Genomic DNA, 14,041 nt, shown 5'->3' with positions numbered 1-14,041 from the left:
CGGGCGTCAGCCGACGACGGCGATGGCCGTGGCGACCCGGCGTTCGACGGTCCGCTTCGCTCCCTCGTCCATCGGCCGGTTCTCCAGCCGCCCGCGCACCACGAGGGTGCTGGAGCCACCGCCGTCGAGGTTCAGGGCGGAGCGCGCTCCGATGCCCGCGGCGAGCGTGGCGGCCTCGCGCGCCGTGGCTCCGGCGCTGGACGGCGTGCGGCCGTCGACGACCACGAGCAGCAGGGTGCCGTCGGCACGGATGCCGGCGAGAGTGCGCGGGGCCCGCTCGTCGAGAGACCTCTGGGACATGCCCTCACGGGCCGGGTCGATGGAGACGGCGCCGTTCTCGACCAGTCCGGGGCCCGCGCCGAACAACGACACCCCGGGTGCCAGCAGCGAGCGGCCGGCCGCGTCCTGCGCCCGGGTCTCGACGGTGACCGAGCCACCGGGCCGGGCGTGCTCGGTGAGCCAGCGCGCGCCTTCGCCGATGCCGTACATGGTGCTGCCGCCCCGCGGTATCGGACCTCCCGCGGGTGAGCGCACGGCGGTCACCCGGCCCTCCGCGTCGAGCACGGCTTCCGCGGTGCCGGTGGTGCCGGGGCGGGAGGCGGCGCCCCACTCCGGGGTGAACCGCACGATCTCACTGCTGTCGACACAGAGTCGGTTGTGCAGGGGCGCGGGATGTGCGCGCCCGGTCGAGGACAGCACGTCACCGCCGGTGCCGCCGCAGCCGAGGACCCGGCCGGGCACCCGGTCGATGCCGTCGAGTTCGCGCCGGGCACCGTCGTCGGCGGTCAGGGACAGCTCGGTCCACACCCGGGTGATGCGAGGCGGGGTGCCGCGCGGGCCCACGACGAGTGCCGTGCGGCCGGCCGCGGCCTCGCTGAGCAGGGTGCCGTCCGCGGCGTAGACCCCCAGCGGGTCGCCGGGGTAGCCGCCGAAGCCGGCACCGGTCGAAATGTCGAAGTAGCCGCCGTTCACGGCGGCCACGGCACCGGCGCGGTCCGCCATCTCCCGTACCGTCTCGGCGGTGGCGAGGTGGGCGCCGTGGACACCGGTGACGTGGGCAGCGGCGTCCGGTGCGACGGCGAGCACGTGGACGCGCGCCGTGCGGCCGTCGCCCCAGGTCTGCGTGGAGTGGCGCAGGGTCACCCCGCGTGGCAGCCCCGCGTCGGGGACAGCGGAGTGCGAACCGGGCACGGTGCGGGCGGGTCGCGCGTCGTCACCGCCGGATGCCGCGCAGGCGGCGACCAGCGACAGGGCGAGGGAGGCGGCCAGGACCGCGGGCCGTCCGTGACGATCAGCCGCCGAGGACACCCGGGGCCTGCAGTTCACCTATGTGCACCGTGACCTGACCGCTCATCAAGTGGCCCGTGCCGTCGTCGACGGCGTAGGAGAAGCGGTCGTACCCCAGCTGCCCGGAGAAGGGCGTGTACGTCACGACACCGTCCGGTTCGACGCTGGTGACACCGTGCCGGGCCGGGCCGACGCCCACCAGGTGCGCGGCGTCGCCGAGCCCGTCGAGCAGGTCCTTGACGACGCCCCGGTAACCGGGCGCCAGGTGGAGGACGCGACCCTGCGGCGGGAAGGGCGCGATCCGGTAGCCGTACTGGCGCACGGAGTGGGTGCTGCTCGTGAGACTGGAGCCACCGTGCGCGATGATGCCCGCGCGCACCTCCGGCAGCAGGAACGCTCCCCCGCCCACGTCGTGGCGGACGACGGCGGTGAGGCGGGCGACCCGGGAGGCGCCCGCCTCCACCGAACTGGCGTACCGGTCCTTGGAAGGCAGCAGGCTCATGCCGCCGAGACGCTCCACCGTGGCCACCCGCTCGAAGGGAGCCGCCATGACGTAGCCGTAGTAGCGGTGTCCCGCTCCCTCGGGGAGCAGGGTCAGCGCGAAGTCGACCTCCTGTCCCGGGCGGACCGGCAGGGCCGGGTCGGCACTCGCGGTCAGCTCGACCGTCAGCCGGATCTGCGGGGCGTCCGGCTGGACCACGTGGACCCGCGAGAGGAGGTGACGCTCCGGCTGCAACGGGGTCGTGACGGGCTGCTGGCTCACAGGGTGTCTCCCGTGCCTCGGGTGCGGGCCTGCGTGAGGGCGGCATGGGTGGCGTCGTCGAGCCAGCCGTACGCCTGCTCCGGAAAGCGTTCCTGGTCCAGACGGGTCACCCAGTGCGGCGGCACGATCCCGCGCTGCGCGAGGGAGTGGGCGACGAACCGGGCGCACGCGATGGCGCCCTCGGGCAGGAAGTGCGTGGTGTCGTCGATGCCCTCGGGATAGTTCGGATGCTGCCCCGGCGCCAGGAACATGAAGAGGGAGCGGGTGCCCGAAGGGCCCAGCTGGGTCCACCATTCGAGGCTCTGCGTGTAGAGGTCGATGTACGGTGTCGCCGTCTGCGCCGCCAGCTCGCGCATCGCCATCGGATACGGCTGGACGACCTGGCGCAGGTTGCCGTGGTCGTCCCAGGTGCAGCGTTCGTGCGGGCTGACCAGGACGGGGTGGGCGCCACGGTCCCGGGCGCCGTCCACGAACAGCCGCAGATTGCGCTGGTAGTCGTGGAACGGTTCGGTCCGCAGCTCCTTCTCCGGTTTGTGGTCGATCAGGCCGAAGGACACGACGAGATGATCGCCGGGCCGCAGCTGGTCGAGGATCCAGGCCAGCCGGCCGCGTTCGGCGAAGGTGCGCGAACTCGCTCCGGCCCGCGCACAGTTGACGATCTCCACGTCCTGCGTGAAGAAGAGCGGGAACATCTGCCCCCAGCCCGCCATCGGCGCCCGGCTGATCTCGCGGGTGCAGACGCTGGAGTCTCCCGCCAGGAAGATGCGCGGGTGCTGCACGGGGCGCCCGCCGTTCTCAGGCAGCACCGGTCCACCTCTCCGGGGCCGACGACTGACCGGGCATCTCCCGGACGATCCTGGCCGACTGGGGTTCGAGCGGCACGGGCGGTTCGCAGGGGGCGAGCTCGGCGGCGGGCAGATCACCGAGCGCGTCGATCTCCTCGTACACCCGGCGGCAGTTGTCGCTGTCCCGGTGGCCGAAGAATTCGGCGACGCGCTCGCGGTAGGGGCTCTCCACGGTGAACCCGCGGCCGATCGCCCGGATGATCTCGTCCACGGCGTCGTCGACCGTGCGGCACACCGGACCGAAGCCGTCGTCGGCCAGGTTGAAGTAGCCGCGCTTGTAGTGGCGCCCGTAGAAGTCCTCTTCGTCGAAGGGCACGTAGACCAGCGGGATGCCCATGTACGCCACGTCGAAGAAGACCGACGAGTAGTCGGTGACCATGAGGGAGCACTCCTTCATGGCCTGCTGGACGTTGCGGCTCGTCGGGTCGGCGACGTGGATGGCGGGCGAATCGGTGCGGAAGTGGTGCAGGTGCGGCCGGATCTCGTAGTGCGGAAAGAACTCCAGGTCCACGCCGTGCCGTTCGAGCGCGGCCGCGAGGCGCGGGTCGGCGAGCAGGGCGCGGTAGAAGCGGAAGTACTCGGACTGCGTGAACGCCGTCTTGGCGGGGCCCGCGGACTTCTTGTACGAGGCGGTGACGATCCACTGCCGCCAGGTCGGCATCAGCAGAATGCGCGGACGGGCCGGCCGCTCCCGCTGGAGCGCGTCGAAGCGCGGCAGCCCGGCCAGCACGGCACGGTTGCCGTACCCGGCCTCGTGCCCCAGGAACTCGCGCTCCTGGCGGCCGGTGGTGACGATCATGTCGTAGCTGGTGATGCGCTGGTCGACACCGGTGGTGACGTCGTTGTAGATGATGCCGTGCTGCAGGAAGACCCGCTGGTACTTGAGGAGCTCGCCGAAGCGGTGCAGGAAGAGCACCTTTCGGTAGCCCTCGGGCAGCAGGTAGGACTCGGAGTCGTAGCTGCCGATCAGCTTGGTCGCGTGCAGCAGGTACATCCGGTGCTTGAACGAACCGAGCTTGATCACACGGCCGTACTCGGCGACCTTGGCGTAGTCGGCGGAGTTCCCGTCGATGACGTAGTAGATCTTGCGCCGCTTGCGATGCGTCCGCATCCACTTGAAGAAGTGGTACGAGTTGTCCTGCGCCGTGTCGGAGCGCTCGCCGATCAGCCAGATCTCCCGGCTGTTGAGCAGCGGGAACATCAGCCAGTAGGCGAGTCGCATGCGCCAGCCGGGGTTGCGCATCTTGAGAATGCGCAGCTCACGGGCCGTGCGCCACAGGGTGTGCCGGACGCGGGCGCCGACGCCGCGGTCGACCAGCCGCAGGTGCAGCGCGTCCTGAGCCCCGATGGTGAGCATGTAGCGGTACGTGCCGAGCCTGCCGTGCCCCTTGAGCCGGTGCAGCGGAAGCCGCGCCTTCATGACGACGTTGCGCTCACGGCTGCCGTCGATGCGGTGCACGCGCAGCCGGAAGTCGCCGACCCGGAATCCGCCCTCGGCGAGGCGCGCGGCCGGGATCTCCGCGTAGAAGCCCGCGTACAGGTCCTTCTTGTTGCGGGCGTTCCACAGGTCACGGCGGTAGACCTGCTGCACGGGCACGGCGATCTTGTGGTGCTTCGTCTGGTGCACGAACTCCAGGCGGTTGTGCATCGGACCGCTGATGTCCATGCCCGGGAAGGCCATGCAGCCCTCCACGACGAGCACGTCGTCGCGGGCGCGCACCGACTCGACGACGATGTTCGGGTCGGCGACCCGGGCCGTCGCCGTCTCCAGGACTCCTCCGGAGAAGGTGCGGTAGAAGCCCTCGTCGTCGATCTCCAGGCGCAGCGGCGCCGCTTCCAGGGTCGGCTTGGGATCGCAGAACAGCTCGAAGTTGCCGCTCTTGGCCGCGTAGTGGTCGAGCTGCTGGGCCGGGTTGGTGGCGAACTCGTTCAGAACCTCGTCGGGGATCTGCGCGTAGTGCCGGTGGATGTCCGCGAACATCTCGCTCAGCTGGGTGCGGCTCATGACGTTGCGGGCGTTGCACAGGAAGCCCTTGTACGTGCGGGCCACGTACCGGTGGAACATGTGCCGGATGTCGTCCCGCTCGGCCGCGGTGTAGTTGAGCAGGAAGTGGTTGAGCCGCAGGTGGTCCCGGTAGTTGGCCGGCTTGCTCCAGAGCGAGTCCATGATGGACGAGCCGTCGGGGCGACCCCGGTAGTAGTAGACGGGGGCGTCGAGGACGGTGATGCCCTGGGCGCGCAGCATCGCGGGGAGCGTCACCCAGGAGTCCTCGAAGTGGACGCCCTCGCCGAACCGCACGCCGAGGCGGCGCAGCAGGTCCGTACGGAACAGCTTGTTGCAGGCGGAGCCGCTGAAGATCAGGTCGGGGGTCTCGGCGAAGTCCCTGACGACCTGGTCGCCGTTGCCGAAGTACTGCTTCCACGGGCCGTAGGGCCGGTCGGGGAAGTTGACCAGGTCGCCGATGACGATCTCGGTGTTGTCGCGCCGGGCCGCCTGGAGCATCAGGGAGAGGGCGTCGGGGCCGAGGATGTCGTCGGAGTCGAGGAAGGTGACGTACGGGGCGGCGACCTGGTCGAGGCCGTTGTTGCGGGCGTTGCCGAGGCCGCCGTTCTGCTGGTGGACCACGGTGACGTTGGCGTAGTAGTGCGCGAAGCGGTCCAGGATGTGCGGGGTCTCGTCGGTGGCCCCGTCGTCGACGAGGATCACCTGCGTGGCCGCGAAGCCGCGCTGCGCGGCGATGGAGCCCAGGCAGGCGTCGAGGTACTGGGCGACGTTGTAGCAGGGCACGACCACGGCGAGTTCGAAGCGGTGCTGCACCTGCCGGATCGGCGGGTGCAGGCGGCCCTGCCACCACATCCAGGGGGCGTCGGGGTCGTTCTGGTCCGACTCGAAGGTGCGGCGGGCGGCGACGGCGGACCGCAGCGCGAGGTTGCCGCTGACGGTCCGGTACCCCTCGTACTCCTCGCCGTCGGTGGTGAAGACGAGGCCGTCCAGGGTGATGTCACGCACGTTGAGGGCCGAGCGCGAGCGGCTCCGGTTCCACTCGACGACCAGCGACACGTTCCAGACCGTGGTGTCGTCGTGTTCGTCGCCGAGAAGTGCGGGCAGGTCGGCGACGCCCTCGAACGTCACCAGCCGTTCGTCGACCGACACGGAGGGGACCGGCACGAGGACGTCCCGCTTGGCCTGCCGGTTGCGCACGGCGAGGGAGATGCGGACGGTGTCGTCGGGGGCGATGCGGCCGAAGCGGTTGACCAGTTCGCCGTCGAAGGCGAGCTTGTCGTGATCGACCCGCCAGCCGTTGAGCTGGGCGAACAACGGCACCTGGGAGACCGGCGCCGCGGCCAGCCCGAGTTCGGTGACGTCGAGCATGCGGCGGGCGTCGGGCAGGTGCAGGTGGTCGGCGGACCAGTACACGCGGCCGTCCTCCTCCACCAGGTGGGAGGAGAAGACGCTCTTGCGCTGGGTGTAGTCCAGGGTGGTCAGGGCGGCCTCGACGTCCTGGTACATCAGGAAGTAGGCCCGTACGCGGTCCACCGGGCCGCACAGGGTGAACGCCTCTTCCCCGAGGGAGAACAGGTAGGCGCTGACGATCTCGGTGAAGGCCTGCTGGAAGGCGTCGTCGCCCTCCGAGAGGGCTCGCATGTACAGGCGCAGGTCGTGGGCGAGGAACTTGGAGTCCTTGCGGACCTTCAGCGACCACAGTCCGCGGTCCAGGAGGAACTGGTCGGTGGCGCGGTGCACGGCGATGCGGTCGCGGATGCTGCGCAGTTCACCGGTGCGCCCGGTGATGGACGTGCCCTCCGTCTCCCACATCCAGCGGTACACGGGGTCGGTGATGATCGTGATGCCGTCGGCGAGGCAGCCCGCGACGGTCGAGAAGAGCGTGTCCTCGTAGAAGACGCCGGTGGGGAACCAGACGCCGCGCGAGCGCAGGAACTCGACGCTGTAGAGCTTCGCCGCGGCGATCGGGTCGGACAGCAGGAGCGGGAACTCCTCCAGGCCGGCGACGGTGCGCCCCATGGCGTACACCTCGGGCGCCCACGGCTCCGAGTCGCCGGATGTCCGGTTGATGCGCAGCGCCTTGCCCGCGACGATGTCGGAGCCGCTCTCCAGGGCGGCGCCGACCAGCATCTCGCAGGCGCGAGGGGGCAGTTCGTCGTCCGCGTCGAGGAACGTCACCCAGCGGCCCGCGGCCTGTGCGATGCCCCAGTTGCGGGGCGCGCCGACGCCGCCGCTGTTGTGCGGGGAACGCAGCACGCGCACGCGCGGGTTGTTGCCCGCGAAGTTGGTGACGACCTCCAGGGTGGAGTCGGTCGACGCGTCGTCGACGACGATGACCTCGACCAGCTCGTAGGTCTGGTTCACGGCGGACTGGAGGGCCTTGCCGATGGTCGTCGCCGCGTTGTACGCGGGGATGACCACGGTCACCCAGTAGTTGTCGCTCTCGGCCCCGGGCTTCATCGGGCGCCCTCCCACGAATCATGCGGACGGTGCCGGCCCTGCTGCTGGTCCGGAATGTGCGCGAGCCCGTGCTGCGGTTCCCCGTACGGCAGCCGGGCTGCCGGGTAGGGGTGCGGGTAGGGCTGGAAGCCGGGGTCCTCGTCGGGCTCGGGGGCCCGGAACCGGTCGTCGGTCAGCAGGGCGGCCTGGGCCTCCGACGCGGCGCGGCGGTGACGGCCTCGGTGCAGGTGGGGGGCGATGGTGCCGACGGTGTCGGCGGGCGGGGCGAGCTCGTCCATGATGCGGGTGAAGTCGCGGGTGGAGAGCCAGAACTTGTACATGATGACGAGCTCGAACAGTCCGAGCATGATCGCGGAGGCTGCCGTGGTCCACAGGATCTTGCCGATCAGCGGGCCGACGATGAAGACGAACATCTGGAACTCGATGCCGCTGAACAGGTGCGGGCGGATCCGGGTGCGGAGCATGGCCCGGCGGACGCGTATGTACCAGGGGAACTGACCGCGGAACTGCTCGTGCAGGTCCACGACGTTCTCCGAGCCGGCCTCCTGGCGCAGCCTCTCGGCCTCCGCGCCTGGGTTGTCGCGCAGCAGGTCCTCCATGAAGACGACCTGGGCGCCGCCCCCGGCCGGTGCGCTCGCGGCCTGTGCCGCGGCCCGTTCGGCCTCGGCCGCGGCCCGCTCCTGGGTGACCTTCTCGATCTTCGTGCGCATGGACATGCGCATCTTGTAGATCTGCAGGGCGTCGACGTAGCGGAGCATGTCGAGGAAGACCACGGCCAGGGCGGCGAGCAGGTAGCGCTCGTCGTGCCCGTGCAGGTACTGACCGCCCATCAGTGCGAGGGAGCAGAACAGCACGCGGATGCGGTCGAAGACGTAGTCGAGCCAGCCGCCGAAGACCGACCCGTTCCCCTTCAGGCGGGCCAGCTTCCCGTCGATGCAGTCCAGGATGAAGCTCAGGTGGTAGAGCGCGGCGCCGATGACGAGCGACTCGCGGTCGCCCTTGAGGAAGAACCCGGCGGAGCCGAGCCCGATGAAGAGCGCCGCCCAGGTGACACCGTTCGGGGTGACGAAGCGGAAGCGGGCCAGGACCAGCAGCATCCTGGTGGCCACGGGGTCGACGAGGAAGACGGTCCACCAAGCGTCCCGCTTCTTGCAGGTGAGCTTCTGGACAGCCCGCAGGGACAGCTTGGCCATAACCCCTCAGTCGTGCAGCGTTGCGATGGTGTGCCCTGCGGAGGCAACGTCGCGACCCAGGGGGGGCTCACAAAGTTCCGAAACTGATGGAATCTTTAACAAGAGCGGCCAGAACTTTAACAAGATTCTCGTTCACCTCAACGCCACTTCTTCTTCACCTTATGGCGACATAGCTCACAGGATTCTGTGTACAACCTTTGGGCTGTACCACGAGTCGAAGATCAAACTGTCTTCCCGCTCCACGCGGTGGGTGACCAGCAGTTCCCCGCCCGCGGTGCGGGCGGCGACCGTCAGACGCCCGGCCCGGTCCACGATCGCGGCGGGCACCGCGGCCCCCACCGGACCGAGGTCCTGCCACCACACTCCGGCGCCCGGCCGGCCCTCCGGGTACACGCCGACTCCACAACTGCCTGCCTCGCCCGCCGTCGCCAGCAAGGAGTAGCGCCAGCCGCCCATCGCCACACCGCCCGCAGGCGCCATCGGGCCCGCTCCGTCCGCCTCACCGAGCGGACACGGAGCCTGCGCCCCCGGACGCCAGGTCCCGGCGGTACCGGTGTGCAGGTCGCGGAAGAGGACGCTGCCGGGCTCGGGGGCCGCCGTCAGCGTGCCGGGCACCGCGGCGAAGGGGACGTTCCGGTCCTCCGTCCACGCACCCGCCTGCCCCTGGTACCAGCGGACGACGGCCGTCGTGTCCCTGGCGCGCGCGTAGACCTCGACGCCACCGTGCGGGGACGGCACGGCGACGAGGTCGTCCGCGACCCGGGTGCCGCCCAGGTGCTGCCAGGGAGTCCAGATGCCGTCGGCGCCCTGGCAGCGGTAACTGACGCTGTGTCCGAAGTTGCGTACGAAGACGTAGAGGTTGCCCGCCTTGTCGTGGGCGGCCGTGGGGAACCCGGCCTCCCTGCCCTTCGCGGGCTGCGCCGCGTTGGGCCCTCCCAGCGACTCCCACGGGGTGAGGCTGTGTCCGGTGCGGTGCTGCGTGGCGTGCACCACCTCGACGTCGGCCTGGCCGTCGGTGCGCTGGGTGCGGCGCAGGCCGAACAGGTGCGGAAAGCCGAGACCGTCCGTGGTGATGCACAGGCCGGGCACCAGGCCGATCCCCTCGACGAGTTCGGGGCCGTGCCAGGTGCTGCTGCCGGGCAGGTCCTGGTACCAGCGCACCACGCCGGCCGCAGTCGCCGCGAAGGCGGTCAGCCTGTTGTCGACGCCGGCCGTCAGCCAACGGACCGCGGCGGGGTAACGGCGGCACGCGGCGGCACCGAGCCGTAGGTCGGCGTCCGCCCGGAGACAGTCGACGGCCACGGGGACGCCGGTCCGTTCCTGCAGGTCTCGCGCGGCGGCGAGCACGGCCCCGGCGGCTTCCGCGTGCCGGGGCGGTTCGCGGTGCACGGGCCGCCCGCTCGCCTCGTCGAAGTCGGTGCGGGCCGGATCCGGATCGAGCGTGTGCACCCGGTCGGGCCGCACGCCTTCCAGCGCGTCCACCAGGGCCGGGACCGCGTCGGCCCCCGCGACGCCGAGCACCCGGGGCGGCTCGGCGACGGCGCAGCCCCGGCCCTCGGCCTCGCTCAGCGCACGGTCGAGCCGGGCCCGACCGGCCCGGTCGCCGGGCGCCAGACAGATCACCGTGAGGCGCGCGCCGGCTTCCTGAAGGGCCACGAGCGGCACCGCGTCCGCGGGTTCGGCGGCCACCAGGGCCACGATCTCGCCGCGGCCGTCCGGCGCGGACCGCCGGGGCCGGGTGCCGTGGTCGGCCGCCTGTCCGGACCTTCGCGTCATGCTGAGCCGATCCTCCTCGCGGGGGCCAGGCCCACCATGGTCATATCCGGTTCCATCCGCCGAGGGTGAGCCCCTGCCCGGCCTCCTGGCGTGCGACGACCGGCGCGCCGTCCCGGGTCACGGCGAGCACCACGACCCGTCCGTGGCCGTCCAGGGCCAGGGTGGGGTCGGCGGTCGACGGCATGCCGGTGTCCGTCCACCACACGCCGGAACGTTCCTGCTCCGCCACGCAGACCCCGAGCACGACCGTGCCGTCCAGCGCGCGATGGGCGAGCACGGTGCAGGCGTAGCCGTCGACCGTGGCGCCGAGTGCGGCATGGCGGCCGTCACCCGGCACCACGCCCTCCAGCGGTACGGGCCACTCCCCCGCGCGCACGGCGACGATGCCTCCGGTGCGGGCATCGGTGACGTAGTGGGTCGCACGGCCGGACGAGGTCTCGACGGCGACCCCCGTACCGGGCAGCGGCACCACCGGCAGGTCCGTGCCCCGCCGGAACGTGCCGGCCGGCTCCTGCTGCCCCCAGATCAGGGCCGAACCCCGGCCGGGGGCGAGGATCTCGACGAGCCCGTCCGAGGTCGCGGCCGCGGCGGGCACCCCGGTGCAGGCGGCGACGCCCAGGTCCTTCCACGGCTCCCAGCGCCCCTGCTTGTCCTCCCGGCGCAGGGCCAGGTGCCCCTCGGCGGTCGGGGCGAGGACGTGCAGTGTGCCCGAGCTGTCGACGACCCCGGTCGGCTCACCGAGCTGGGCCGTGCGCTCCGGCTTGGCATGGGGGTTGCCCAGGGAACGCCATTCGCTGAGCGGGCGGCCCGCCTGGTACTGGATCGCGTAGACCAGGTCCACCGCGAGCGACTGGCCCGTCCGGCGCGCCCGGCGGCCCACGAGGTGCGCGTACCGGTTGCGCCCCTGCACCACGGTCAGATGGGTCAGGTGCTTCACCGGCAGGACGTCGGGCCCGTCCCACTCCGGGCCGCCGGGCCGGCGCTCCGTCCAGCGCAGCACCGCTCCCTCGACGTGCGCGAAGACGATCAGGCGGCCGTCGTGTCCGGTCAGCAGCCAGGGTCCGGACAGGAACCCGGCCGGTCCGACGAGGGTGTGCGCGTCGTCGCCGGGTCGCGGCGCGGCCTCGCGCACGGGGGTGCCCCGCATCTCCTCGTCCTCTCCCTCGGGTGGTCGTCATGCGGCGTCCATGCCGGCCCCCGGCATGGACGCTGCATCATATGTACGAATCCGGCTGCCTCAGCGGCGGGCTTCCGGATGGCGCAGGCACCAGCCGGCCCACGCCGAGGCGACCATGGACCTGGCGTCGTACCGGGCGCTCCAGCCCAGTTCCGCCCGGATGCGGTCGGCGGCGGCCACGACGCGTGCCGGGTCCCCGGCGCGACGCGGCGCGCTGACCGGGGTGGCGTCGGCACCGTAGCCGGTCACCTCGCCGATCAGCTCGATCATCTGCCGGACGGAGACTCCCTCGCCCCGGCCGATGTTGACGGTCAGGTCACTGCCGGGCGCGCGGTCGGCCAGTGCGCGGGCGGCGGCCAGGTGCGCCGAGGCGATGTCCTCGACGTGGATGAAGTCCCGTACGCAGGTGCCGTCCTCGGTGTCGTAGTCGGTACCGAAGACCACCGGTGCCTCGCCCCGGGTGAGCTTCTCGAAGACCATCGGGATCAGGTTGAAGACCCCGGTGTCGGCCAGGTTCTCGTCGGCCGCCCCGGCGACGTTGAAGTAGCGCAGCGAGGCGGTCGTCATCCCGTGGGCCCGTGCGGCGGCGCGCACCATCCACTCGCCGACCAACTTGGTCTCGCCGTACGGGTTGATGGGCGCGCACGGGGTGTCCTCGGTGACAAGCGTCACGTCGGGCATGCCGTAGACGGCGGCCGAGGACGAGAACAGGAAGTGGCGCACGCCCCGGTCGGCCGCCGCCGCCAGCAGGGTCTGCAGCCCGTGCACGTTCTCCTGGTAGTAGTGCAGCGGCTGCGCCACGGACTCGGCGACCTGCTTCTTGGCGGCGAGGTGGACGATGCCGGTGATGCGGTGCTCGGTGAGGGTGGCGCGGAGCGAATCGCCGTCCAGCGTGGAGCCCTTGACGAACGGGACACCGGCGGGGACACGCAGTGCGTCACCGGTGGACAGGTCGTCGTAGACGACGACCGCCTCCCCCGCGCCCACCATCTCGCGGACGACGTGCGCACCAATGAAACCGGCACCGCCGGTGATCAACCAGGTCATGCACACATAGTATTTCGTTCACCGAATCTTTCGATCCTGTGCACGATGGGATCACATGCTTCGCACTTCCGGTCGAATTCGCGTCTATAGTGCTGGCTCAGTCCAGGCACACCAAGGACCGGCTCTCCCCCCACCCGAGTCCCCACGCCGTACATTCGCCCCTCGGGCAAGATCTGTGAGGACTCAGCCGTCATGAGCCACGTCTCCACTCCGCCGCGCCGTCACGCGGACGACGCATCGCCCAGCCGGCGTCGCAAACCGGAGCGAAGCCGCGGGAAGCGGATCCGCCGGATCATCCTGTGGACCCTGGTCGTCCTCGTCCTCGCCGCGGGCGGCACCGGCTACTGGCTCTACAGCAACCTCAACGGCAACATCAAGGGCGTCGACCTCGACAAGGCGATCGGCACCGACCGCCCCGAGAAGCTGCCGACCTCCGGTCAGAACGTCCTGGTGCTCGGCTCCGACTCGCGGTCCGGCGCCAATGCCGGCCTGGGCACGGGCAAGGTGGCGGGCGCCCGTTCCGACACGGCCCTCGTGATGCACATACCCGAGGGACGCACGCGGGCCACGGCGATCAGCATCCCGCGCGACACCCTGGTCACCCGCCCCGAGTGCACCAAGAAGGACGGCGGCACGCTGCCGTCGGCCAAGCGCGTCATGTTCAACTCCGTCTACTCCGTCGCCGGTCCGGCCTGTGTGGTCAAGACCGTCGAGGCCATGTCGGGCGTCCGCATGGACCACTTCATGGAGATCGACTTCTCCGGGTTCAAGGACCTGGTGGACGCGATCGGCGGCGTGGACGTGACCGTCGACAAGCCGATCCACGACAAGTCCAGCGGCCTCGACCTGACCGCCGGCACCCACAAGCTCGACGGCACCCAGTCCCTCGCCTTCGTCCGCACCCGGCACGGCATCGGGGACGGCAGCGACCTCGGGCGGATCGGCCTGCAGCAGCAGTTCATGATCGCTCTGCTCGGCGAGATCAAGAAGCAGGACCTGCTGGGCAGCCCCACCAAGACCTACAAGATCGCGGACAGCCTCACCACGTCGCTCACCACGGACTCCGGGCTCGCCTCGCTGACCTCGCTCGGCAAGTTCGCGCGCAGCATGAACGGCGTGGACCCGGCGACCATGGAGACGATCATGCTCCCGGTGGCCTACGACAAGATCGACCCGAACCGGGTCGTGGCGGCCGAGCCGCAGGCGAGCACCCTGTGGAAGGCCATCCGCTCCGACTCCACGATCCCCGAGTCCGCGAAGAAGTCACCCGCGACCGGCGGCTGACACCCCGCCGCCGAGGGGCCTGGCCCGCGCTCCCGGCCCCTCCGGCGCGTACACCACGGCGCCGTCGACGCGCGCCACTTCCCGGTAGCCGCCGAGCAGCCGGCGCAGCGAGGCGACCCGGCCGGGCCCGTACGCGGCGCCCCGGGAGTCGTCGACGACGAGCGCGGGCGGACCGGCCGCCAGCTCGGCGCGGAACACCGGCCA

9 protein-coding genes and 1 pseudogene are annotated in these 14,041 nt (G+C 71.2%); 1 reads left to right on the top strand and 9 read right to left on the bottom strand.

Annotation, left to right across the window (positions count from 1 at the left end; genetic code table 11):
- Positions 1 to 6 precede the first annotated feature (6 nt).
- From M4J07_RS26370 to galE, 8 genes are all read right to left on the bottom strand, one after another.
- Positions 7 to 1,326 (bottom strand): phosphodiester glycosidase family protein, encoded by a 1,320-nt coding sequence (locus tag M4J07_RS26370; protein WP_255975506.1) that lies wholly within the window; start codon positions 1,324 to 1,326, stop codon positions 7 to 9.
- On the bottom strand, positions 1,292 to 2,050 hold the full coding sequence (locus M4J07_RS26365; protein WP_255975505.1) for an Ig-like domain-containing protein: 759 nt from the start codon (positions 2,048 to 2,050) through the stop codon (positions 1,292 to 1,294). Before M4J07_RS26365 ends, M4J07_RS26370 begins: the two co-directional genes overlap by 35 nt.
- A complete protein-coding gene (locus M4J07_RS26360; protein ID WP_255975504.1) occupies positions 2,047 to 2,856 on the bottom strand; it encodes a rhamnogalacturonan acetylesterase in 810 nt (269 codons plus the stop codon). The genes M4J07_RS26365 and M4J07_RS26360 overlap by 4 nt, the downstream gene beginning before the upstream one ends.
- Positions 2,846 to 7,360, bottom strand: a complete 4,515-nt coding sequence (locus tag M4J07_RS26355) for a bifunctional glycosyltransferase/CDP-glycerol:glycerophosphate glycerophosphotransferase (protein WP_255975503.1) — start codon at positions 7,358 to 7,360, stop codon at positions 2,846 to 2,848. Before M4J07_RS26355 ends, M4J07_RS26360 begins: the two co-directional genes overlap by 11 nt.
- Complete coding sequence (locus M4J07_RS26350; protein ID WP_255975502.1) at positions 7,357 to 8,553, bottom strand: CDP-alcohol phosphatidyltransferase family protein; 1,197 nt, start codon at positions 8,551 to 8,553, stop codon at positions 7,357 to 7,359. The genes M4J07_RS26355 and M4J07_RS26350 overlap by 4 nt, the downstream gene beginning before the upstream one ends.
- Positions 8,554 to 8,727: 174 nt before the next feature.
- Positions 8,728 to 10,329, bottom strand: coding sequence for a hypothetical protein (locus M4J07_RS26345; RefSeq protein WP_255975501.1), 1,602 nt, complete (start codon positions 10,327 to 10,329; stop codon positions 8,728 to 8,730).
- A 40-nt stretch (positions 10,330 to 10,369) separates the two neighbouring features.
- Positions 10,370 to 11,476, bottom strand: coding sequence for a hypothetical protein (locus M4J07_RS26340; RefSeq protein WP_255975500.1), 1,107 nt, complete (start codon positions 11,474 to 11,476; stop codon positions 10,370 to 10,372).
- A 90-nt stretch (positions 11,477 to 11,566) separates the two neighbouring features.
- The gene (galE, locus tag M4J07_RS26335) at positions 11,567 to 12,553 is read right to left on the bottom strand and encodes a UDP-glucose 4-epimerase GalE (RefSeq protein ID WP_255975499.1); all 987 of its coding nucleotides are present in this window, start codon (positions 12,551 to 12,553) and stop codon (positions 11,567 to 11,569) included.
- Between the two features lie 192 nt (positions 12,554 to 12,745).
- Between galE and M4J07_RS26330 the strand changes: the two genes are divergently transcribed.
- The gene (locus tag M4J07_RS26330) at positions 12,746 to 13,837 is read left to right on the top strand and encodes an LCP family protein (protein ID WP_255975498.1); all 1,092 of its coding nucleotides are present in this window, start codon (positions 12,746 to 12,748) and stop codon (positions 13,835 to 13,837) included.
- On the opposite strand, the pseudogene M4J07_RS26325 reads toward M4J07_RS26330, so the two are convergent.
- Positions 13,817 to 14,041 (bottom strand): annotated as a pseudogene (locus M4J07_RS26325) (hypothetical protein); the annotation flags it as partial. The gene M4J07_RS26330 and the pseudogene M4J07_RS26325 sit on opposite strands and share 21 nt — an antisense overlap.

This window comes from Streptomyces longispororuber (genome assembly GCF_024448165.1).
In the GTDB taxonomy this organism is placed as follows: domain Bacteria; phylum Actinomycetota; class Actinomycetes; order Streptomycetales; family Streptomycetaceae; genus Streptomyces; species Streptomyces longispororuber_A.
This window is presented reverse-complemented; position numbering and strand designations above follow the sequence as displayed.

Bases quoted from the DNA above. Each gene is read 5' to 3' on its own strand.
- M4J07_RS26355 (WP_255975503.1), bottom strand. From the start codon at position 7,360: ATGAAGCCCGGGGCCGAGAGCGACAACTACTGGGTGACCGTGGTCATC.
- M4J07_RS26345 (WP_255975501.1), bottom strand. From the start codon at position 10,329: ATGACGCGAAGGTCCGGACAGGCGGCCGACCACGGCACCCGGCCCCGG.
- galE (WP_255975499.1), bottom strand. From the start codon at position 12,553: ATGACCTGGTTGATCACCGGCGGTGCCGGTTTCATTGGTGCGCACGTC.
- M4J07_RS26330 (WP_255975498.1), top strand. From the start codon at position 12,746: ATGAGCCACGTCTCCACTCCGCCGCGCCGTCACGCGGACGACGCATCG.
- M4J07_RS26350 (WP_255975502.1), bottom strand. From the start codon at position 8,553: ATGGCCAAGCTGTCCCTGCGGGCTGTCCAGAAGCTCACCTGCAAGAAG.
- M4J07_RS26340 (WP_255975500.1), bottom strand. From the start codon at position 11,476: ATGCGGGGCACCCCCGTGCGCGAGGCCGCGCCGCGACCCGGCGACGAC.